We start from the raw sequence: 23977 nt of genomic DNA on the forward strand, positions 1-23977 counted from the left end.
TGCCTTTGCCTGAATTCGTTTATCGTCCGCGTTCCGACATGCGCTCTTCCTGTAGGAGCGTGCCGATTTCCAGGCCTTTCATCGGATTACCGATGTCTTTGGAAAGCTCGCCGATTAATGCATAGTCCTTGAAATTTTGTGTCGCTTGCACGATGGCACGCGCAAACTTTTCAGGATTTTCCGATTTGAAGATCCCCGAGCCGACGAATACGCCATCCGCTCCGAGTTCCATCATGAGAGCTGCGTCTGCAGGAGTGGCGACGCCGCCTGCTGCATAATTGGTGACTGGCAGTCGGCCGTGTTCCTTGATGGCCAACAGGACGTCATACGGAGCCCCTAGATCACGCGCCTCCGTCATGAGTTCCTCTTCGTTCATATGGACGATTTTATTCACTTGAGCATTTACTTTACGCAGATGGCGAACCGCCTCTACGATATTGCCGGTACCCGGTTCCCCTTTTGTCCGGAGCATCTTCGCCCCTTCGCCTAGCCGGCGTGCCGCTTCCCCGAGGTCCCGCGCTCCGCAGACGAACGGTACGGAGAATGCGCTTTTCAGCAGATGAAACTCTTCATCCGCGGGAGTGAGCACTTCACTTTCGTCTATGTAGTCCACTCCCAAAGCTTCCAGGACGCGAGCTTCGGAGATATGGCCGATGCGTGCCTTTGCCATGACCGGAATCGATACCGCATTTTTCACTTCTTCGATGATGCGTGGGTCGGCCATCCGTGCCACGCCGCCCGCCTTGCGTATATCCGACGGGACGCGTTCCAATGCCATGACCGCAATCGCTCCTGATGCTTCCGCCACTTTTGCCTGCTCTGCATTAATGACGTCCATAATGACGCCGCCGTATTGAAATTTCATATGTATCTTCCTCCTTTTCTCATTGTTCAGTATAATGGAATATGACCTTATTGAAATGCCCAGTTTAATTAAAAATAAAGTGGTCAGATAGGAAGATTGTTTATGGAGATGTTATTTATTCAACTTGATAAATCATTGGAAGTGCCGTTATATGAACAAATTTATAATCAAATCCAGCGGGATATTACGGAAGGGAAGTTGCCCGTCGGCATGAAACTGCCTTCCAAACGGCAGCTCGGGGAGTTTCTCAGTGTCAGTCAGACGACAATCGAACTTGCTTATGGGCAACTGGCGGCGGAGGGGTTCATATCCTCCAAGCCGCGGAAAGGGTATTTCGTCCAGGCGATCGAGGAATTGGCCTATGTCCAGCCAGCCAAGTTGAAATATCGTCCTGCTTCAAAGGAACAAGAGAAGGTATCGATTGACTTTTCACCAGGGAAAATCGATACCGGGTCGTTCCCGTTCACGCAATGGAGGAAGTATGCGAGGGACATTATCGACAATTCATCCGAGCATCTGCTCTTGCTTGGGCATCCGCATGGAGATATCGAGCTGCGCAGGGAAATTGCCCGTTATCTGTATCATTCGCGCGGCGTCGAATGTACGCCCGATCAGATCATCGTCGGTTCTGGAACCGAACAGCTCATGCCGCTCGTCATTCGGATTCTCGGGGAAGACGCAGCTTATGCCATCGAAGACCCCGGCTATCCGTTGACCCACCATGTGTTCATCCATAACAACCGGGAAGCCATTCCGATTGTGGTAGATGAAGAAGGGATGGACGTACGGGCTCTACAACGGTCAGAAGCGACCATTGCCTATGTGACCCCTTCCCACCAGTTTCCGACCGGTACCGTCCTTTCTGCGTCTCGCAGGACGGCTTTGTTGAACTGGGCCGCCTCCCGGGAAGAGAATTTCATCATAGAAGACGATTATGACAGCGAATTCCGGTACACTGGCCGGCCCATTCCCTCGCTCCATGGCATGGACAAAGGAGGCAATGTCATTTATTTGAGTACTTTTTCCAAATCGCTCATGCCTTCATTGCGGATTGCTTACATGGTCTTGCCCCCTTCTTTGCTCCATCGCTATGAAGAGGCGTTCATCCATTACTCTTCGACGGTGCCGCGGCTGGATCAGCATCTGCTCTCGCGTTTCATGGCAGATGGATACTTTTCCCGCCACTTAAACCGGATGCGTAAAATCTATCGTAGGAAATTGCAGTCGCTGACGGATGCCCTTCATCCTTACGCGCCTAAAGTGACGTATTCCGGTGATGAGGCCGGTATGCATATCATCATCACAATTCATACCAATTCCTCTGAAAAAGCTTTGACGGAAATCGCCAGTCAAGCTGGAATACGTGTCTATGGCTTGAATGGCTATCGCAAACTACCTGTAGACGGCCCTCCACAGTTCCTTCTTGGATTTGGAGGCTTAGCCCTGATTGGGATCGAAAGAGCCGTAGAGAAGCTCATGGACGCTTGGAGCATACAAAAAAGCGATGGTCCTCTCTCTTGAGGAACCATCGCTTTAATTCAGTTAAATAGACCTTTCACAAAACCGGTCGCACTTTTCCAAACACCAGCAAAGAAGTCGCCAATGGCACTCATCATCAAGGAGAACCAACCAGCCTTTTCCACCGTGTCCGTCACAACAACTTCCGATCCCGGATTATCGGAATCGATGTAGCCGTAGTCGGTCCCCTCGGTTTTCACGAGTTTGACATGGCCGACAACGGTGTCTTTTTTAACCGGCGCCTGTAAAGTGCCGTCTTTCAATTTGGATTCATCGAGCACCAACTCGGGAACGTACAAGTCTTTTTCGCTTGTTTTGACCAGCATGCGAATCGGTTCTTTCACGGCAATGGATGCCGTTTTCTCTTTCCCTTTTATAACATCTACCGTTTTTTGATCTTCAAATTGATAACCAGCTGGAACGAACTCCACTTCGGAAAATTGAGAGAACCCATAATCGAATAACGCACGTGTCGCGTCAAAGCGAGCTTTATACGAGCCGACCCCTTTGGCATCGACCGCTTTCATGACGACTGCGATGACCCGCTTACCGTCGCGTTGAGCAGTTCCTGTGAAACAATGCCCTGCAAATTCGGTAGTCCCCGTTTTTAAACCATCGACCCCTTCGTATTCATACACGAAGCCCGGAAGCATGAAGTTCCAGTTGTCCATTTTGATTTCATCCGTTGTACCTTCACGGAACTTCTTCGTCTTAATAGATGTCGTTTCTAGCACTTCTGGATAATCTTTCAGCAACCGGTACGCCAATTTAGCAACCGACTTGGCCGGCATGACATTCTCATCTTTGGGGCCTGTCCCTTGCGGGTGCATTCCATGCAGATTGGCATTATTCAAACCCGTTGAATTGACGAATTTATAATCTTCCAAACCAAGTTCTTGTGCCTTGGCATCCATCATTTTGATGAATTCTGTTTCGGTTCCAGCAATGGTTTCGGCAATCGCAATGGTTGCGGCATTTGCCGAATAGATGGCCAACGCTTCGTAAAGTTCCCGGATCGTATACGTCCCATCCCGTCGGAGCGGAACATTGCTGAGCGCGCGATCCTGTGAAACGATATATGTATACTCATTGACCTTGTATTCTTGATCCCATGTAATAGTACCTTCTTCGATTGCTTCAAACAGAAGGTATTCCGTCATCATTTTTGTCATACTGGCAATGCCAAGCGGAGTATCTGCATTTTCTTCGTACAAAATCTTTCCACTTTCTGCGTCGATCAGTATGGCTCCATCCACGTGGATGCCCAGCGTCGATTCGGCATGTGCCGGAGCCGAGCCAAGCGACATCAACAGCAAGAGCGGCACTAGCAGTACGGCCACCCATTTCTTCATTTCCCGTTTCACTCTGTCTACCTCCATTATGGCTATTCCCCAAAAATCAGTTTACCATATCCCCACCATTCCATGGGGACCAAAATAAAATCAATTACAAATCGAACAGCGAAGGGTTCGATTTGCCGTATTTCTGCTTACTTTGCAGAAATTAAGGCACTCCTTTCGAACAGCAAAGGGTTCAATTTACCGTATTTCTGCGTACTTTGCAGGAATTAAGGCACTCCTAACGGAACTCCTTTGATTTTCCCTGCCAGCCTTCGACGCGCATTGATGGAAAACAATCGTCTTCATCCCACTCCCTTTGTCAGAGAGAACTTTTGCTGAATAAAGATAAAAACACCTTTCCGCTCATATAGACGCAGGAAAGGTGCTGAAGTTCCTTAAATAGTTGCATGGTTATTTTTACAAGGAGTAGTTCGGTGCTTCTTTCGTAATTTGGACTTGGTGCGGATGGCTTTCACGCAAACCGGCGCCCGTCATCCGGATAAACTGTGCATTTTCACGAAGAGCTTCCAAATCTCCTGTTCCGCAATACCCCATACCGGCACGGACACCGCCGACCAATTGATGGACCGTATCCGCCAAAGGCCCCTTGTACGGCATCCGACCTTCAATTCCCTCTGGAACCAATTTTTTTGCATCGTCTTGGAAATAACGATCCTTCGAACCGCGTTCCATGGCTGCGACCGAGCCCATACCCCGGTACACTTTGAAACGGCGACCTTGGAAGATTTCCGTATCTCCAGGGCTCTCGGTTGTGCCAGCCAACAAACTGCCAAGCATGACGGCATGTCCACCTGCAGCAAGTGCCTTTACGATATCGCCAGAGTATTTGATCCCGCCATCCGCGATGATCGTCTTACCTTGTTTGCGTGCCTCAGTCGCGCAATCATAAACCGCCGTGATTTGAGGAACCCCGACGCCGGCGACCACACGAGTTGTACAAATTGAACCTGGTCCGATTCCGACTTTGACTACGTCCGCTCCTGCTTCATACAAAGCGCGTGCCCCTTCTGCAGTCGCGATATTACCCGCGATAATATCAAGCTCCGGATAGCTCTTCCGGATTTGGGCAACCGTATCAAGAACCCCTTTGGAATGGCCGTGTGCCGTATCGATAACAATAGCATCCACTTCCGCCTCGACAAGCTTCTTCACACGAACCATCGTGTCAGAAGTGACACCAACCGCTGCCCCGACGAGAAGACGACCTTGTTTATCTTTCGCAGCATTCGGGAATTCAATCACTTTTTCAATATCCTTGATCGTGATCAATCCTGTCAGGATACCGTTCTCATCTACAATCGGGAGCTTTTCAATTTTATATTTTTGCAAGATCTTTTCCGCATCTTCCAATGTCGTACCGACAGGAGCTGTCACTAAATTCTCCTTCGTCATCACATCACTGATTTGCATGGAATAATCTTGGATGAATCGAAGATCACGGTTTGTTAAAATACCGACGAATTTCTTCTCTTCCATTGTATTAACAATCGGAACGCCGGAAATGCGATATTTCCCCATTAAATGTTCAGCATCGAACACTTGATGTTCTGGCGTGAGGAAAAAAGGATTGGTAATGACACCATTCTCTGAACGTTTCACCGTGACGACTTGCTCTGCTTGCTCCTCAATGCTCATGTTCTTGTGGATGATCCCAAGGCCGCCTTGACGAGCCATCGCAATCGCCATTTTGGATTCCGTGACGGTATCCATACCCGCACTGATCATCGGAATGCCCAACTTGATCTTCTCCGTAAGTTTGACGGAAAGTGAAACGTCTTTAGGCAGAACGTCCGATGCTCCCGGTACCAATAACACATCATCAAACGTTAGTCCTTCACGCGCAAATTTTGTTTCCCACATTTCCACGATTCCTCCCGTTGAATTTATTATTTACAGTTGAATATTATTAAAAGGGTATCAGCGAGCGAGAAGGCTGTCAAGGCGGCATCGAGAAGAAAAAGTATTCCTATTATTCGCTGAATATTATTTGCAAATTTCTAATGGATTATTTGAAAAGTGGAAAGGGAGAGTTATCCATTTCTAATCTTTTGGCCTATTGGCAGAGGTAGAGTTGGAATCAAGTTTGGAAGATTACCATGGAGTGGTTGGGAGCTTCGATAGGCATTAAGTAGACATGGTATAAACGGGAGCATCCATTCGCGTGATTTTTTCATGGCAACGACCATAACTTACGGTGAGTGCCCATAAATCAGGGCCTGCGCCCGTAGTTACGGGGTCCACGCTCATAAGTCAAGGTTCCGTTCTCATAAGACGAGTTTCGCGCTCATAACTGCTAGTAAATTTATAGAGTCCCGGACAACTGCCGAAATCCCTGGGCAAGCGCTGATACCTTCCCAGAATGCTGATATTTCTGGACAACCGCTGATAACTTCTTCGCAGCGCTGATATCCCTACACAACCGCTGATAACTCCTCTGAAATACTGATATCTCCGGACAACGCTGATAACTCCTCGACAAGGCATCATATCCACCTGCTCGGAAAAAAGGCAATAAAAAAAGCCATCCCCCATTGGGAATGACCTGTCCGCCCGGCGACGTCCTACTCTCACAGGGGGAAGCCCCCGACTACCATCGGCGCTGAAGAGCTTAACTTCCGTGTTCGGTATGGGAACGGGTGTGACCTCTTCGCCATCGTCACCAGACTTGATTGAGCTTGTTCGCTCAAAACCGGATAAAACCAACATTGTCTGCCACAAGCCATGCAACCTTTGTATTTGAGGTCAAGTCCTCGATCGATTAGTATCCGTCAGCTCCATGCGTCGCCGCACTTCCACCCCGGACCTATCCACCTCATCTTCTTTGAGGGATCTTACTTACGAATGTAAAGGGAAATCTCATCTCGAGGGGGGCTTCATGCTTAGATGCTTTCAGCATTTATCCCGTCCACACATAGCTACCCAGCGATGCCTTTGGCAAGACAACTGGTACACCAGCGGTGTGTCCATCCCGGTCCTCTCGTACTAAGGACAGCTCCTCTCAAATTTCCTGCGCCCGCGACGGATAGGGACCGAACTGTCTCACGACGTTCTGAACCCAGCTCGCGTACCGCTTTAATGGGCGAACAGCCCAACCCTTGGGACCGACTACAGCCCCAGGATGCGATGAGCCGACATCGAGGTGCCAAACCTCCCCGTCGATGTGGACTCTTGGGGGAGATAAGCCTGTTATCCCCGGGGTAGCTTTTATCCGTTGAGCGATGGCCCTTCCATGCGGAACCACCGGATCACTAAGCCCGTCTTTCGACCCTGCTCGACTTGTAGGTCTCGCAGTCAAGCTCCCTTATGCCTTTGCACTCTACGAATGATGTCCAACCATTCTGAGGGAACCTTTGGGCGCCTCCGTTACACTTTAGGAGGCGACCGCCCCAGTCAAACTGCCCGCCTGACACTGTCTCCTGCCCGGATCACGGGCATGGGTTAGAAGTCCAATACAGCCAGGGTAGTATCCCACCAATGCCTCCACCGAAGCTGGCGCTCCGGCTTCCAAGGCTCCTACCTATCCTGTACAGGCTGCACCGGAATTCAATATCAGGTTACAGTAAAGCTCCACGGGGTCTTTCCGTCCTGTCGCGGGTAATGCGCATCTTCACGCATATTATAATTTCACCGAGTCTCTCGTTGAGACAGTGCCCAGATCGTTACGCCTTTCGTGCGGGTCGGAACTTACCCGACAAGGAATTTCGCTACCTTAGGACCGTTATAGTTACGGCCGCCGTTTACTGGGGCTTCAATTCGAAGCTTCGCTTGCGCTGACCTCTCCTCTTAACCTTCCAGCACCGGGCAGGCGTCAGCCCCTATACGTCACCTTACGGTTTTGCAGAGACCTGTGTTTTTGCTAAACAGTCGCCTGGGCCTATTCACTGCGGCTCTCTCGGGCTATTCACCCTACCAGAGCACCCCTTCTCCCGAAGTTACGGGGTCATTTTGCCGAGTTCCTTAACGAGAGTTCTCTCGATCACCTTAGGATTCTCTCCTCGCCTACCTGTGTCGGTTTGCGGTACGGGCACCTCCCGCCTCGCTAGAGGCTTTTCTTGGCAGTGTGAAATCAGGGACTCCGGGGAATAATTCCCCTCGCGGTCACAGCTCAATGTTAGAGGAACGGGATTTGCCTCGTTCCACACCTCACTGCTTCGACGCGCATGACCAACAGCGCGCTCACCCTATCCTACTGCGTCCCCCCATTGCTGATAGCGGCGGGGAGGTGGTACAGGAATATCAACCTGTTGTCCATCGTCTACGCCTTTCGGCCTCGACTTAGGTCCCGACTGACCCTGAGCGGACGAGCCTTCCTCAGGAAACCTTAGGCATTCGGTGGAAGGGATTCTCACCCTTCTTTCGCTACTCATACCGGCATTCTCACTTCCAAGCGCTCCACCAGTCCTTCCGGTCTGGCTTCGACGCCCTTGGAACGCTCTCCTACCACTGACACCAATGGTGTCAATCCACAGTTTCGGTGATCCGTTTAGCCCCGGTACATTTTCGGCGCAGCGCCACTCGACCAGTGAGCTATTACGCACTCTTTAAATGGTGGCTGCTTCTAAGCCAACATCCTGGTTGTCTGGGCAACGCCACATCCTTTTCCACTTAACGGATACTTGGGGACCTTAACTGGTGGTCTGGGCTGTTTCCCTCTCGACTACGGATCTTATCACCCGCAGTCTGACTCCCAAACCTAAATCATCGGCATTCGGAGTTTGTCTGAATTCGGTAACCCGGGATGGGCCCCTAGTCCAAACAGTGCTCTACCTCCGAGATTCGTTGTTTGAGGCTAGCCCTAAAGCTATTTCGGAGAGAACCAGCTATCTCCAGGTTCGATTGGAATTTCACCGCTACCCACACCTCATCCCCGCACTTTTCAACGTACGTGGGTTCGGGCCTCCAGTAAGTGTTACCTTACCTTCACCCTGGACATGGGTAGATCACCTGGTTTCGGGTCTACGACCCCATACTCATTCGCCCTGTTCAGACTCGCTTTCGCTGCGGCTCCGCCTTCTCGGCTTAACCTTGCATGGAATCGTAACTCGCCGGTTCATTCTACAAAAGGCACGCCATCACCCCTTAACGGGCTCTGACAACTTGTAGGCACACGGTTTCAGGATCTGTTTCACTCCCCTTCCGGGGTGCTTTTCACCTTTCCCTCACGGTACTGGTTCACTATCGGTCACTAGGGAGTATTTAGCCTTGGGAGATGGTCCTCCCGGATTCCGACGGAATTTCACGTGTTCCGCCGTACTCAGGATCCACTCTGGAGGGGATGGACTTTCGGCTACGGGGCTATTACCCGCTGCGGCGGACCTTTCCAGGTCGCTTCGCCTAACCCATCCCTTTGTAACTCCGTATAGAGTGTCCTACAACCCCAGGAAGCAAGCTTCCTGGTTTGGGCTCTTCCCGTTTCGCTCGCCGCTACTCAGGGAATCGAATTTTCTTTCTCTTCCTCCGGATACTTAGATGTTTCAGTTCTCCGGGTCTGCCTCATGTACGCTATGTATTCACGTACATGTACTGCCCCATTACGGGCAGTGGGTTTCCCCATTCGGAAATCTCCGGATCAATGCTTACTTACAGCTCCCCGGAGCATATCGGTGTTAGTGCCGTCCTTCATAGGCTCCTAGTGCCAAGGCATCCGCCGTGCGCCCTTTCTAACTTGACCAAAATGGTCGATCGTTCGGCCATAGCGATATGGCTTCCAGATCGTTACAAAGACTTGCATGTTCAATCACAAAAAGTGATCGACTCGGTTGATTACTTGTGTTTGTTGCTTTCAATGTCGTTTTATCCAGTTTTCAAAGAACAAGTTTGAAAATCCATCTCAAGGATGAACCTTCAAAACTGAACGCAAAACGTCAACGTATGAACCCAAGGTTCATATTCCGTAAATATCCTTAGAAAGGAGGTGATCCAGCCGCACCTTCCGATACGGCTACCTTGTTACGACTTCACCCCAATCATCTGTCCCACCTTCGGCGGCTGGCTCCCGTAAGGGTTACCCCACCGACTTCGGGTGTTACAAACTCTCGTGGTGTGACGGGCGGTGTGTACAAGACCCGGGAACGTATTCACCGTGGCATGCTGATCCACGATTACTAGCGATTCCGGCTTCATGCAGGCGAGTTGCAGCCTGCAATCCGAACTGGGAACGGTTTTATGGGATTGGCTCCCCCTCGCGGGTTCGCAGCCCTCTGTACCGTCCATTGTAGCACGTGTGTAGCCCAGGTCATAAGGGGCATGATGATTTGACGTCATCCCCACCTTCCTCCGGTTTGTCACCGGCAGTCACCTTAGAGTGCCCAACTGAATGCTGGCAACTAAGATCAAGGGTTGCGCTCGTTGCGGGACTTAACCCAACATCTCACGACACGAGCTGACGACAACCATGCACCACCTGTCACCGCTGTCCCCGAAGGGAAAGGCATGTCTCCATGCCGGGCAGCGGGATGTCAAGACCTGGTAAGGTTCTTCGCGTTGCTTCGAATTAAACCACATGCTCCACCGCTTGTGCGGGTCCCCGTCAATTCCTTTGAGTTTCAGTCTTGCGACCGTACTCCCCAGGCGGAGTGCTTAATGCGTTAGCTGCAGCACTAAGGGGCGGAAACCCCCTAACACTTAGCACTCATCGTTTACGGCGTGGACTACCAGGGTATCTAATCCTGTTTGCTCCCCACGCTTTCGCGCCTCAGCGTCAGTTACAGACCAGAAAGCCGCCTTCGCCACTGGTGTTCCTCCACATCTCTACGCATTTCACCGCTACACGTGGAATTCCGCTTTCCTCTTCTGTACTCAAGTCCTCCAGTTTCCAATGACCCTCCACGGTTGAGCCGTGGGCTTTCACATCAGACTTAAAGGACCGCCTGCGCGCGCTTTACGCCCAATAATTCCGGACAACGCTTGCCACCTACGTATTACCGCGGCTGCTGGCACGTAGTTAGCCGTGGCTTTCTGATAAGGTACCGTCAAGGTACGGGCAGTGACTCCCGTACGTGTTCTTCCCTTACAACAGAGCTTTACGATCCGAAAACCTTCTTCGCTCACGCGGCGTTGCTCCATCAGACTTCCGTCCATTGTGGAAGATTCCCTACTGCTGCCTCCCGTAGGAGTCTGGGCCGTGTCTCAGTCCCAGTGTGGCCGATCACCCTCTCAGGTCGGCTACGCATCGTCGCCTTGGTAGGCCGTTACCCCACCAACTAGCTAATGCGCCGCGGGCCCATCCTGCAGTGACAGCCGAAACCGTCTTTCAGAGTTCCTCCATGCGGAGGAACTGATTATTCGGTATTAGCCCCGGTTTCCCGGAGTTATCCCCATCTGCAGGGCAGGTTGCCCACGTGTTACTCACCCGTCCGCCGCTAACTTCAGGGAGCAAGCTCCCATCCGTCCGCTCGACTTGCATGTATTAGGCACGCCGCCAGCGTTCGTCCTGAGCCAGGATCAAACTCTCCATAATAGAGAAATTCGAGTAGCTCGAGTTTCTTGCTGGCATCAGTTAAGATGTCAATTTTGAATCCAAAGATTCGTTTTGTCCGTTTCACCGACGGGGTCGGCTTCCGAACTTTATTTGTTGACGTTTTGCTGTTCAGTTTTCAAGGTTCATTTCGTTGCTAGTGTGTTTCGCAGCAACTCTTATATCATACCAAATTGCGTTCTCAATGTCAACAACTTTTTTCAATTTCTTTTTTCGTTGTTTGCCGTTATGTGAAGCGCAACGTTCTCTACTATACTCCGATGTCTTCTACTTTGCAACCCCTAAATTAAAAAAACTGCTACTCTTTTTTGTAAGCCAGCTTTTCATACGTAAAATCACTTAATTAAAAGGGATTCCACATCTCCAACTATGGATTGCTTCTCAAATAAAAAACCATGCAAGAGATGTTGCTCCCTTGCATGGCATCCACTTATTAATCTTTGGAACGCATTTGCGGGAATAGCAGGATGTCCCGGATGGATTGTGCATTTGTCAACAACATGACAAGGCGGTCGATCCCGATTCCAAGTCCACCAGTTGGAGGCAAGCCGTATTCCAACGCTTCGATGAAGTCATCATCCATCTCATGCGCTTCGTCGTTTCCTTGCTCTTTCTCCAACAGCTGCGCTTCAAAGCGTTCACGCTGATCGATTGGATCATTCAATTCTGTGAAAGCATTCGCATGTTCGCGGCGAACGATGAATAACTCAAAACGATCTGTGAATCGTTCATCTTCCGGATTTTTCTTCGCAAGCGGAGAAATTTCAACCGGATGACCATAAATAAATGTCGGCTGGACGAGTTGCTCTTCGACCTTCTGTTCAAAAAACTCATTTAGTACATGGCCGACTTCCATCATGTTAGTAACTTCTACACCATGTTCTTTGGCCAGCGCATGCGCTTCTTCCTTCGTCATTTCATTCCAGAAGTCGACGCCCGTGTATTGCTTCACAGCATCCGCCATATGGAGGCGTGTCCAGCCTGGGGATAGATCGATTTCGTCTTCTCCGTATTTCACTTTTGTCGTGCCGAGCACGTCTTGCGCCACATGGGCAATGAGGTTTTCGGTCAGTTCCATGATATCTTGGTAATCCGCATATGCCTCATATAGCTCAAGCATCGTGAATTCTGGATTGTGGCGTGTCGAAATCCCTTCATTCCGGAAAACGCGGCCGATTTCATAGACTTTCTCCAATCCACCGACAATAAGCCGTTTCAAATGAAGTTCAATGGCAATCCGCATATATAACGTCATGTCTAACGCATTGTGATGGGTAATGAATGGTCTCGCGGAAGCCCCACCTGCAATGGAATGCAGCATCGGCGTTTCCACTTCCAGAAAACCGATTCCATCCAAATAGCGGCGCATCGACTGGATAATCCGGCTTCGCAGGATAAATGTCTCTTTGCTTCCTTCCGTAGCAATCAAGTCCAAATAACGTTGGCGATACCGTTGTTCAATATCTTGCAAGCCGTGGAACTTCTCAGGCAAAGGACGCAACGCTTTCGTCAAAAACGTAAATTCTAGAGCTTTGACGGAGAGTTCGCCCACTTTTGTTTTGAATACTGTCCCCTTGATACCAACAATGTCTCCAAGATCCGCACTGGTAAATAATTTATAGGCTTCTTCCCCGATTGCATCTTGTCTGACATAAATTTGGATTTGACCGCCTAGGTCTTGGATGTGCGCGAATCCGGCTTTCCCTTTTCCGCGTTTCGTCATGATTCTTCCCGCGATGACTACTTCATGCGATGTTTCATCCAATTCCTCTTTGGATAGCTGGTCGTATTGCTCTCGGATTTCGTTGGAGAGATGAGTTCTCTCAAACCGAGCGCCGAATGGATCTAGCCCGCTTTCCCGTATATCTTCCATCTTCTGGCGTCTCACCAAAAGCTGATCATTTAATTCGTCCAGATGGGACATTTCTTTCACTCCTTCATGTTTATCCGCTTCATAGGATAGCATGCACCTATTGTACACAATTTGGGCCGCCCCGACACGTTTTCTTGGTCGATAAACCCAAAAGAGCCGCCACAACGATGCGACAGCTCAAATTTTTTCCTATCAAACTGCACTAAAACCGGCCACTTCCGGTTCACGCTCTGTCATTTCAACATTGAATGCGTTCAATAGGCGGATCAATTCATCTGCGGACTCTGCCGCATTGACGGCTTTCCGGATCTGTGCGTTGCCGCAAATCCCTTTCATATAACCGATTCCGCTGCTCCTAGCGACGGTTATTATAAAAGAGGCCCATTCAAGAAAGATGATACCTCATCGATTTTCTTCCAAAGACGCACGCCATTCGTTTGAAGCGGTTTTCCCGAACTAGCAAGCTCAGGCGCTATTTCAAAAAGGGGTACAAGAACAAAGGCCCGCTCCTGCATACGCGGATGGGGGATAATTAAGTTCTCCGATTCAATATTTTCATTATTATAAAGCAATATGTCAAGGTCGATGGTCCGAGGACCCCACCGGATCAGCCGCTTCCGTCCCTGGTCATACTCAATCTGCTGGCATACATTCAATAACGCATGAGGATCCAGGTCCGTCTGAAGTTCCACGGCCATATTCAAAAAGTCCGCCTGGCCGATATAGCCGACCGGCGCCGTTTCGTAAATGGACGACACCGCTGTCACTTCAATCCCCTCCTGGGAATGAAGGGCCTTTACACTCTCCTGCAAGTGGCCAAGCCGATCGCCGATATTCGAGCCGATTGAAAGATATGCGACGTTCACGTAAACCGCCCCCTTGTGATTTCAACTGCTACAGAAGCATAATGCCCATGGATCGGCGGATCGGGCTTGACGAGCAGAATCCGAACGCCGAGCACTCGATTCCCGAAGCTGTTCAGAATTCGGTCCGCCATTTTTTCTGCGACCGACTCAATCAGCTTGAACGGTTCTCCCTCTACGACAGATTTGCATACACTGTACACTTCCGCATAATTCACCGTCTTCTCCAACGCATCCGTCGTCCCGGCTTCCGACAAATCGAGCGCCAGCGTTACGGTCGCCCTAAAACGCTGCCCAAGCTTCGTCTCTTCGGGCAGAACGCCATGATACCCGAAAAACTGCATTTCATTCAAATGAATATAATCCACGTCGTCACTCCTCTCCCACGAACGCCGTTTTCCCGATCAGGACATCCATCATCTTCACCATTCGCGAAATTTCCTTCACGTCATGGACGCGCACCATATGGGAACCGCGCTCCATCCCGTAACAAACCGTCGCCCCCGTACCTTCCATCCGTTCATCCACCGGCAGACCCAGCACATTACCAATCATCCGTTTCCGCGAAGTGGCAAGCAAAAGAGGGTAGCCCATGTCGGAAATCCGCTGTAGCCCTTGCATGACAATTATGTTCTGGGCGGTGTCCTTGGCGAAGCCGATGCCTGGATCGAGCCAGATATCGTCCTTTTCCACACCCGCTTCCAGCGCAATCGACACACTTTCGTCTAGGTCGGCAAGAACCTCCTCCATTACAGGCCCATTGTAAACAGCTTCCTTGCGGTTGTGCATGAGGATGATAGGCACTCCGTATTTCGCCGCAACTTGGGCAATCGCCGGATCATGCTTGGCTCCCCAAATGTCGTTGATAATATGGGCGCCAGCTAGGACAGCCGCCTCGGCTACATCCGATTTATATGTATCAATTGACACGGCGCAATCTAGTTCACGGACCAGCGCCTCGATGACCGGGGTAATCCTTTCAATCTCCTCACCCGACGAAATCGGAACATGGCCGGGACGGGTGGATTCCCCTCCGACGTCAATGATCTTGGCGCCTTCCCGGACCATTATCTCCGCCCGTTGTAAGGCCGTGTCGATCGTATTAAAACGTCCGCCATCCGAGAACGAGTCCGGTGTGACATTCAAAATTCCCATCACGCCGGTCTCTTTCCGGAAATCCAATTCGACTTTGCCGAATCGATAGACGTCCCGAGCATTCGTTAACTCCATTCCAGTCCACTCTCTTTCATTTCATCTATTGCTTGCACATAGGCATCATGCAGTCTTTTATAATAAACCCCCGACGCTCCGGGAAGGAGAATCCCCCCGACGGAAGACAACGGCACAATTTCCTGGACGGCATTGGAGACGAACACTTCGTCCGCAACCTCCACCATCTCCTTCGGATAAAACCCTTCATTCACTCGAATATCGGAAACTTCCGCCAACCGCAGCAGAAATGCCCGCGTCGTTCCTGGCAAAATTCCCGTTTCGATAGCAGGTGTGAACAGTTCTCCGTCTTTCATCCAGAAGACGTTGGATGTAACACCTTCCGCCACATGCCCATCCGCCGTCAGGAAAAGCCCCTCCTGATCCTTCAGGGAAGGGAGCTCCAGCCGGCCCCTGACATTGTTCAAGAAATTATGCGATTTTTGCCGGATATCGCTTTCCGGTTGATTACGCGGAGTCTCGAGCCAAATGCCTTTTTTCTCCGTTCCACGCCTTGCGGGAGAGAGCGCTTTGCGGAACAAGATGACATTCGGAGTCCCATAGGAACTGGGGCCCAGCCCGATATCATGCACGCCCGCCGACACATTAAGCCGGAAATAGCCATCTCCATCGCCCGCCTCCCGATCGAGCTGTCGTACAGCATCCAACATCTCTCGGTCCCCATATGGCATCGAAATGCGGAATTCAGCGAGCGCGGTACGCAATCGTTCCATATGCTCTCGGAATAAAAACACATCTTCTCCATAGGTCCGAAACGTCTCGAAAAAACCGACTCCGTACAGGAAGCCATGATCGAACGGGGAAATGGTCAACTCCGTATCCTCTTTATATTCACCATTCATCCAACATAACATGAATGCCTTATCCCTCCTCTGTTATCCGGCTCACCGATTCCGCCATTTCCTTCGCCTGCCAAAGGGCTTTTGCTTTATTCAATGATTCAATGTACTCCGCTTCCGGGACAGACTCCGCCACGAGGCCGGCGCCTGCCTGGATATGGGCGATACCGTCTTTGATATAAGCGGTCCGGATGACGATATTTAACTCCGCATCCCCATTGAAATCAAACCAGCCGATCGAGCCGGTATAAAGCCCTCTCCGCGTCGGCTCCAATTCCTCGATGATTTCCATCGTCCGAAGTTTCGGATCGCCTGTAATGGAGCCGCCAGGGAAGATTCCTTGGATGATCGCTGCATTCGACAACCCTTCCGCGGCCGTTCCCCTGACATTCGAAACGAGGTGCATGACGTGGGAATATTTTTCGATAACCATGAATTCATCCGTCTCGACGGTACCGGGTATGCACACGCCTTCGAAATCTTTCATTTCCAGATCGACAAGCATTTTATGTTCACTTTTCTCTTTTTCATTCGACAAGAGTTCCGCCTGCAATTCGACGTCTTCCTTTTCATCTTTTCCTCTCCTTCTCGTCCCGCCAATCGGCCGAGTGCTCAATTCATTGCCACGCTTTTTCAAGAGCAGTTCAGGAGAGCCGGAGACGACCGCGAATTCCGGAGCGCCGAGGGAAGCCATGTAAGGTGATGGATTCAAAGCTCGAAGCGCTTCGTACATATCAAGTGGAGCGGCAAGCAAAGTCTTAGATTGGCGAACGGTCAGATTCACTTGAATGACCTCGCCTTGCTCAATATATTGCTGAACATCCCGCACCATTTGCTCGAATTCTGAACCCGATACGGAGACATCGACGTTTTTCGGTCTTTTATAGTCCGCCGACACATGTTCCCATGCCGGCTTTTGAGTCGCGGAGGCTGCATCCAACCACTGAGCCGCTACGGTAGAAGGGACATCTTGACAATCCGGGAGCGTCATGAAATACGCAGTCTCCGTTGCAATATCGAGCACCACCCACCGGTCGAATAAATAAAAATACAAATCCGGCGTTTCGAGATCATCCCGCGCTAAATCCGGCAAATTTTCATAGCGTCGCACATAATCATAGCTGATAAAACCAAGCACGCCTCCTTGGAAGGCCGGCAGTTCCGGCATGCGCTCCATTTCATAATCCTGTACGAATTCCGTCAGCAGTTGGAGAGGATCGCCCTCCCGGATTTCACTCCGGCCGTCACGCCAGTCCATCTGGAGCCGGTCTCCTTCCAATGCCTGCAGCGTAACAAGCGGATCAATCCCCACGATGCACATCTCGCCGCCCCGCCCGCTTTCCAAAAGAATATGCTTTTCATTCCCCTGCGCCAATTCCTTATAGGCTTGGAAAAATTGCTCCTTCGTCATTTTCGTCGTGGTATAGCTCGGTGTCTGTCCTTGCATGTTCTGTTCCCCCTGGTCACTCATAGTCCTTCTATCTTACCGCGGCGGAAGGCGATTATGCCACTCCAAAACTGGAGGCCACCCGAAATTTCCCATCTTTCCTGCTTTGGAATTGGGTGGGGGGGAAGGAATTTTGGGGGCATGACAGTTTTCTGGATTCCCCTGACAGTTGCTTGGATTACCCTGACAGTTCCGGCGCTCCATGACAGTTTCCAGCCGAGCCATGACAGTTCTCCAATTTGCCCGCACAGTTGCTGAAATTGCCATGACAGTTCCGCAGCCCCATGACAGTTTCCGACCGGGCCATAACAGTTCTCCAATTTGCCCGCACAGTTGCTGAAATTGCCCTGACAGTTCCGGCGCTCCATGACAGTTTCCGGACGAGCCATGACAGTTCTCCAATTTGCCCGCACAGTTGCACGAATTGCCATGACAGTTCCACCACCTCACGACAGTCCCAGCTACGCCGGTTTACGCCCAACCCAATAAAAAAAGAAGGAGCAATTAGACTCCTTCTTTCGCAAATTTCTTATTCGTCAAATTGGTAGAGCGGTGTGCTCAAGTAGCGTTCTCCGTTCGACGGGAGGATGGCAACGACTTTTTTGCCTTTGCCCAGTTCTTTCGCCACTTTTAATGCCGCAAAGATGGCTGCCCCTGAGGAAACGCCTCCAAGGATTCCCTCTTCCCTCGCTGCGCGTCTTGCCGTATCATATGATTCGTCGTTGGACACTTGGATGATTTCATCGTAGATATCGGTATCCAATACTTTTGGAACGAACCCGGCGCCGATCCCTTGGATTTTATGAGGACCTGGTTTGCCGCCCGAAAGGACCGGGGAATCTGTCGGTTCGACCGCTACTATTCTCACTTCCGGGAAACGTTCTTTCAAAACGCTGCCTGCCCCTGTAATCGTTCCGCCGGTACCGATGCCTGAAATAAAAGCATCGACACGGTCCAACGCATCGGCGATTTCTGGTCCAGTTGTCAAACGGTGGACTTCCGGATTTGCTTCATTGTTGAATTGTTGTGGCACGAACCAGCCATTTTCTTTGGCCAGTTCTTCCGCTTTCGCGATGGCGCCTTTCATTCCTTCCGCTCCTGGTGTCAAAACAAGATCCGCCCCATACGCACGCAGCAAGTTGCGGCGTTCCAAGCTCATCGTATCCGGCATGACGAGAACAGCCTTATATCCTTTGGCCGCCGCAATCATCGCTAAACCAATTCCGGTGTTTCCGCTAGTCGGTTCGATTAACGTGCCGCCCTCTTTCAATTCCCCTGATTTCTCAGCTGCTTCGATCATGGCAAGCGCAATACGGTCTTTGACGCTGGAACCCGGGTTGAAGTATTCTAATTTCAGATATACTTCCGCATCTTCCGGTCCTGTCAAACGATTCAATTTCACGAGCGGTGTCTTTCCAACTAAATCTACAACCGAATTTCCGACTTTACTCATTTTTACCCTCTCCCAATCCCTACTATATTAATATGTTTTATTGTACTACTGAATTGTGACTTTTGTCAATGAGGACATCACTGAAACTTACCCTAATTTTCTAATAAAATATCTTGGTAAGCAAAAAAGCTGCCCGCAGACAGCTTTTTCTTTATTTCCCATAAAACCATTCTGCATCGAATTCTTTCCAGAACGTTTCTGGACTAACGGACTGGGACAATTGTTCCAAGGCCAATTCACGCTTTATCTGATCTTTGACTTCGTTCAGTTTGAAGGAGCGCCCTTCCACCACTTCATTAACAAGAACAATTGCATATGTACCGTCTTTCAATTGGATGACATCGCTCGGTTTCCCGACCTTGCCCCCGACAGCCGCCTCCACTATCGCCGGGTCGATGGTATTTGTCGAATCGTTGATATAACCGATATCTCCGCCAAGGCTTGCAGAAGCGGCATCGACGGACCGCTCTTTGGCGAGGACCGCAAAATTCGACCCATCCGCCAACTCGTCGGTGGCCTGTTCCGCCTCCTCCTTACTAGGCAAAACGATCACAGATGTACGATAGGCAGTCTCGATATGATAGAGGCTCGTATTGGTGTCATAGTAATCCTCGATCTCCTGATCTTGGATGATGACATCATTGGTCAATACCTTTTCCAATATCAAATTGGAACGGACTTTTTGACGCATCTTTTCAGCGTCCAGGCCAGAGTATGATTGACCTCCAACAGAAGCGATCAAAGCGAGCTCCAAATCGATTTCCTGATCGTTCACCTTGATGCCATACCGCTTGGCCGCCGCTTCCATGACATGTCCATTGACCAGTTCAAGCAACGTTTCACGGCCCACTTCCTCTTCCATGGCCGTCAGCCACTCCTCCCTCATGATCGGCTCCCCTGCGACTGTCGCCACGACTTCATCCGATTTCTTGGACTTGTCGGGAATCAACCATCCAATAAACCAGAGGACATTGCAAGTAAACAGGATGCCGATCAAAATAAGAAGCGGCTTGGTCTTCAATCTTCGTTTCGTAGAAGTTTCCTTAGGACTGCGACCGTATTTCATCGATAAAACCTTCCAGCTCATCTTTTGAATACGTATATGTCTCCAGGCAGAAGTGGCAATGTGCCTCTGCTTTTCCGTCCTCTACGATCATTTCCCGGATTTCTTTTTCACCCAACCCGATAATGGCGTTCCCAAATCGTTCTTTTGAACAATTGCATGAGAACTTTACATCTAAACGATCTAAGATGGTCACTTGTTCCGTACCTAGGACCTCACCGAGAATTTCTTCCGGCGTCAAGCCTCGGTCAATCTGTTTTGAAATCGGATCTACCTTGGCGATCTTTTCTTCCAATAGGCTAATCGTTTCGTCAGTTGCCCCCGGCATTACTTGGATAATAAAACCGCCTGCCGCCTTCACTGTATTATCCGGATTGACAAGCACCCCAAGTCCAACAGCGGAAGGAACCTGCTCAGAAACGACAAAGTACTGCGTGAAGTCCTCGGCAATTTCCCCCGAAACGAGCGGAACTTGACCGGTAAAGAAATCACGCAGACCGAGATCTTTTACAACCGTCAACATTCCCTCTGTTCCGACAGCCCGTCGAACATCCAATTTCCCTTGGTCATTCAATTCGAAATGGACATGGGGGTTCGTGGCATAGCCCCGTACTTCGCCATCGGCATTGGCATCGACTACCATCGCGCCGATCGGCCCATTCCCTTCGACTTTAAGCGTCAGCTTGTCCTTCCCTTTCGCCATGGCACCCATCATGGCCGCCGCAGTCATCGTTCGGCCGAGTGCCGCTGTCGCAGTGGGCCACATTGTATGTCGGCGTTGCACTTCAGCCACTGTCTCGGTCGAACGGACTGCATAGGCCCGGATCGTCCCCTCATATCCAATGGCTTTCACTAAATAATCACTCATTTTCATCTATCTCTCCTTCTTTTGGGGGAATTACATATTCCGTTCGTAAATTAGATGAAGCCCTTTTAACGTCAGGAAATTGTCAACCACGTCAATAACATCCGTTTCACTTGCGATTAAATCAGCAAGTCCACCGGTTGCAATGACGGTCGGTTCCACTTTACTCTGCGCTTTCATCCGGGTAACAATACCTTCGACTTGGCCTACGTACCCATAGACGATCCCCGCCTGCATGGCAGCAACCGTATTTTTTCCGATGACGTGTTCCGGCCGGGTCAGTTCAATACGTGGCAGTTTGGATGCCCGGTCAAATAGGGCTTCCATGGAGATGCCGATTCCTGGTGCAATGGCGCCTCCCATATATTCGCCGCGTTCATTCACATAACAATAGGTCGTGGCGGTCCCAAAATCGACAATGACGAGCGGATCGCCATAATCATGAGTCGCCGCTACGGCGTTTACAATCCGGTCCGCTCCCACCTCACGCGGATTTTCGTACTTAATGTTCAAGCCGGTCTTCACGCCAGGTCCGACAACGAGTGGCTTCTGATTAAAATATTTGCGGCACATCTGCTCTAGCGGGAACATGACCGGCGGGACGACGGATGAAATGATGATGCCGTTAATGTCCTCGAAAGACAGGCCGACATGCGTGAAAAGCGATTTCACTTGCATGGCATACTCATCTTCCGTCTTATGCCTATATGTTTCCATGCGCCAATGGTATTTCAAGTCTCCTTGTTCATATACCCCAAGGACAATATTCGTATTACCGGTATCTAACACTAAGATCATAATGGTTTCCTCGCTTATTTCGACTTTTTTCCACCACATCATACCATAAATCCGGCTCAGGTTCCGTCTTATGAGAACAGGAAATTTCATAAGCTGAAGACTAATAGAAAAATAGCCGACCGCTTCGAAAGAAACAGTCGGCTATCATTCATCGTTCAGTCCCTACGTTCTTCGTCGATCGGTCGCAGTGGACGGTCGCCACTGTTCTCTTTCGGCAAGTCGCCGATTGAAGGATCCGTAGGTGCACCCGTGACATCCGGGATCACAGAGTCTTGTTCATTATCCGCAACGGGAGGAGCGTCTTGGTCCTTGCCGTTCCGTTCATATGGTCGATCCGGCAACGTGCCGTGATCTTTCAAGTGATTGATCTGCTCGGCATCGAGAGTTTCCACTTCAAGGAGTGTAGTCGCGATCAAATCAAGCAAATCCCGTTTTTCCGTCAGGATCTGTCTCGTCCGCTCATACTGCTCTTTAATGATGCGCTGCATTTCTTGGTCAATTTCATAAGCAATGGATTCGGAATAATTTTGCTCGGAGTTGAAATCCCTGCCCAAGAATACTTGGCCTTGGGACTGGCCGAACTGCATCGGTCCAAGCTTGTCGCTCATTCCGTATTCCGTCACCATAGATCGGGCAATACCCGTAGCGCGCTGGAAGTCATTATGTGCCCCGGTCGATACTTCACCAAGGACGATTTCTTCCGCTACACGGCCACCGAGGAGCCCTGCAATTTTATCCAAAAGTTCCGGCTTCGTCATGAAATAACGATCCTCTTTCGGCAGCATGACGGCATACCCGCCCGCTTGGCCGCGTGGAACAATGGTTACCTTATGGACGATTTCCGCATCGTCGAGCATCAAGCCGACAACAACATGACCTGCCTCGTGGAATGCGACGATATTCCGTTCTTTTTCCGAGATGACACGGCTCGTTTTCGCTGGTCCCGCAATAACACGGTCCGTCGCCTCATCAATATCGGCCATATCGATTTTTTCCTTACCGCGGCGTGCTGCGACGAGCGCGGCTTCGTTCAGCAAGTTCTCCAAGTCCGCACCGGAGAAACCTGGCGTCCGTTGAGCAAGTGCCTTCAAGTTGACTGAATCATCGAGAGGTTTATTGCGTGCGTGCACGCGCAAAACAGCTTCCCGTCCTTTGACATCCGGTCTTCCAACAGTGATCTGCCGGTCGAAACGACCAGGACGCAATAGGGCTGGGTCCAAAATATCCGGTCGGTTCGTCGCTGCAACGATGATAATGCCTTCATTTTCCCCGAAGCCGTCCATTTCGACGAGCAACTGGTTCAATGTCTGCTCCCGCTCATCATGCCCGCCGCCGAGACCTGCGCCCCGTTGACGGCCGACTGCGTCAATTTCGTCAATGAATATGATACATGGTGCATTCTTTTTCGCATTTTCAAAGAGGTCACGTACACGTGAAGCCCCGACCCCTACGAACATTTCCACGAAATCGGAACCCGAGATCGAGAAGAATGGCACGCCTGCTTCCCCCGCAACTGCACGGGCCAATAATGTCTTACCTGTACCTGGAGGTCCGACGAGCAAAATCCCTTTTGGAATCCGCGCACCGACTTCCGCAAACTTCCGCGAATCTTTTAGGAAATCAACGACTTCCACAAGTTCCGCCTTTTCCTCATCCGCTCCCGCAACGTCTGTAAAACGGACTTTTTTCCGATCATCCGTATGAAGCTTCGCCTTGCTTTTCCCGAAGTTCATGACACGGCCACCGCCACCGCCTTGCGCCTGATTTAACAGGAAGAAGAAAAGGATGAAAATGATAATAAACGGGACAAGACCAGTAAAGAAAGAAACCCAAGCACTTGTTTCAGGTGCTTTTTTCACATCAATCTCCATTTTACGGGCAAGTTCATGAATATTACTTAGCAGCTGATCATCATTCTGCGCAATATTCGTTACGAATTCCTCGCCTTTCTCGTAACCCTTCATTTCCCCTCTAACTTCATATACAAGCTGATTTGGTTGGAGTGTCAAGGAGGTTACTTCCCCATCTTGCAGAGCTAAGATGAATTCACTGGTAGTAATCTCTTTCAACTTCGGATTTGTACTGTTTAAAGAACTGAAAATTCCCATGATTGCCAGGAATATCAATCCGTATAATAGAAAGTAACGAAATATCCGATTCATCCCAAGCCTCCTCACTCAGTAAAAGAAAACTATTGTAAATCTTAACATAGGTTGGTTTCATTCTCCAAAGGAAATGCCTTATATCAATTACGCCTCGGCGTAATTGAGTCCGGATTTTGAATCGAGCTTGCTCGATTAACTCACCACAAAATCTGTGACATCC

The 23977-nt window shown here is 50.2% G+C and carries 17 protein-coding genes and 3 rRNA genes; 1 reads left to right on the forward strand and 19 read right to left on the reverse strand.

Annotation, left to right across the window (positions count from 1 at the left end; translation table 11 throughout):
• Positions 1-19 precede the first annotated feature (19 nt).
• Positions 20-865 (reverse strand): pyridoxal 5'-phosphate synthase lyase subunit PdxS, encoded by an 846-nt coding sequence (pdxS, locus tag MKY41_RS13670; protein WP_340745536.1) that lies wholly within the window; start codon positions 863-865, stop codon positions 20-22.
• 102 nt (positions 866-967) lie between these two features.
• Between pdxS and pdxR the strand changes: the two genes are divergently transcribed.
• Positions 968-2386 (forward strand): MocR-like pyridoxine biosynthesis transcription factor PdxR, encoded by a 1419-nt coding sequence (pdxR, locus tag MKY41_RS13675; protein WP_340745537.1) that lies wholly within the window; start codon positions 968-970, stop codon positions 2384-2386.
• Between the two features lie 17 nt (positions 2387-2403).
• On the opposite strand, the gene MKY41_RS13680 is transcribed toward pdxR, so the two are convergent.
• The 18 genes from MKY41_RS13680 to ftsH form a co-directional block, all read right to left on the reverse strand.
• Complete coding sequence (locus MKY41_RS13680; RefSeq protein ID WP_340745538.1) at positions 2404-3747, reverse strand: serine hydrolase; 1344 nt, start codon at positions 3745-3747, stop codon at positions 2404-2406.
• A gap of 393 nt (positions 3748-4140) precedes the next feature.
• Positions 4141-5604, reverse strand: a complete 1464-nt coding sequence (guaB, locus tag MKY41_RS13685) for an IMP dehydrogenase (protein ID WP_340745539.1) — start codon at positions 5602-5604, stop codon at positions 4141-4143.
• Positions 5605-6292: 688 nt separating this feature from the next.
• Positions 6293-6408: ribosomal RNA gene (rrf, locus tag MKY41_RS13690) — 5S ribosomal RNA — on the reverse strand.
• 74 nt (positions 6409-6482) lie between these two features.
• Positions 6483-9415: ribosomal RNA gene (locus MKY41_RS13695) — 23S ribosomal RNA — on the reverse strand.
• A 236-nt stretch (positions 9416-9651) separates the two neighbouring features.
• A 16S ribosomal RNA gene (locus tag MKY41_RS13700) occupies positions 9652-11203 on the reverse strand.
• Together the 16S, 23S and 5S rRNA genes form the textbook arrangement of a ribosomal RNA operon.
• Before the next feature lie 451 nt (positions 11204-11654).
• Complete coding sequence (gene lysS, locus MKY41_RS13705; RefSeq protein ID WP_340745709.1) at positions 11655-13145, reverse strand: lysine--tRNA ligase; 1491 nt, start codon at positions 13143-13145, stop codon at positions 11655-11657.
• 141 nt (positions 13146-13286) lie between these two features.
• Positions 13287-13430, reverse strand: a complete 144-nt coding sequence (locus tag MKY41_RS13710; RefSeq protein WP_340745540.1) for a hypothetical protein — start codon at positions 13428-13430, stop codon at positions 13287-13289.
• Positions 13431-13462: 32 nt separating this feature from the next.
• A complete protein-coding gene (gene folK, locus MKY41_RS13715) occupies positions 13463-13960 on the reverse strand; it encodes a 2-amino-4-hydroxy-6-hydroxymethyldihydropteridine diphosphokinase (RefSeq protein WP_340745541.1) in 498 nt (165 codons plus the stop codon).
• On the reverse strand, positions 13957-14325 hold the full coding sequence (folB, locus tag MKY41_RS13720; protein WP_340745542.1) for a dihydroneopterin aldolase: 369 nt from the start codon (positions 14323-14325) through the stop codon (positions 13957-13959). The genes folK and folB overlap by 4 nt, the downstream gene beginning before the upstream one ends.
• 4 nt (positions 14326-14329) lie before the next feature.
• A complete protein-coding gene (gene folP, locus MKY41_RS13725; RefSeq protein ID WP_340745543.1) occupies positions 14330-15187 on the reverse strand; it encodes a dihydropteroate synthase in 858 nt (285 codons plus the stop codon).
• Positions 15178-16041, reverse strand: coding sequence for an aminodeoxychorismate lyase (pabC, locus tag MKY41_RS13730; RefSeq protein ID WP_340745544.1), 864 nt, complete (start codon positions 16039-16041; stop codon positions 15178-15180). The genes folP and pabC overlap by 10 nt, the downstream gene beginning before the upstream one ends.
• 7 nt (positions 16042-16048) lie before the next feature.
• Complete coding sequence (locus MKY41_RS13735; RefSeq protein WP_340745545.1) at positions 16049-17473, reverse strand: anthranilate synthase component I family protein; 1425 nt, start codon at positions 17471-17473, stop codon at positions 16049-16051.
• Between the two features lie 178 nt (positions 17474-17651).
• Positions 17652-17918: a hypothetical protein gene (locus MKY41_RS13740; protein WP_340745546.1), complete on the reverse strand. Its 267-nt coding sequence runs from the start codon at positions 17916-17918 to the stop codon at positions 17652-17654.
• 84 nt (positions 17919-18002) lie between these two features.
• A complete protein-coding gene (cysK, locus tag MKY41_RS13745) occupies positions 18003-18926 on the reverse strand; it encodes a cysteine synthase A (RefSeq protein WP_340745547.1) in 924 nt (307 codons plus the stop codon).
• A 151-nt stretch (positions 18927-19077) separates the two neighbouring features.
• Entirely contained in the window at positions 19078-19992 is a 915-nt protein-coding gene (locus MKY41_RS13750; protein WP_340745548.1) for a peptidyl-prolyl cis-trans isomerase, read from the reverse strand.
• Positions 19970-20857 carry an Hsp33 family molecular chaperone HslO gene (hslO, locus tag MKY41_RS13755; RefSeq protein WP_340745549.1) on the reverse strand — a complete coding sequence of 296 codons (888 nt, stop codon included), beginning with the start codon at positions 20855-20857 and terminating at the stop codon, positions 19970-19972. Before hslO ends, MKY41_RS13750 begins: the two co-directional genes overlap by 23 nt.
• A 30-nt stretch (positions 20858-20887) precedes the next feature.
• The gene (locus MKY41_RS13760) at positions 20888-21652 is read right to left on the reverse strand and encodes a type III pantothenate kinase (RefSeq protein ID WP_340745550.1); all 765 of its coding nucleotides are present in this window, start codon (positions 21650-21652) and stop codon (positions 20888-20890) included.
• A gap of 155 nt (positions 21653-21807) precedes the next feature.
• Positions 21808-23814 carry an ATP-dependent zinc metalloprotease FtsH gene (ftsH, locus tag MKY41_RS13765; protein ID WP_340745551.1) on the reverse strand — a complete coding sequence of 669 codons (2007 nt, stop codon included), beginning with the start codon at positions 23812-23814 and terminating at the stop codon, positions 21808-21810.
• Positions 23815-23977: the final 163 nt, after the last annotated feature.

It is taken from the genome of Sporosarcina sp. FSL W7-1349 (assembly GCF_038003045.1).
Lineage (GTDB): Bacteria > Bacillota > Bacilli > Bacillales_A > Planococcaceae > Sporosarcina.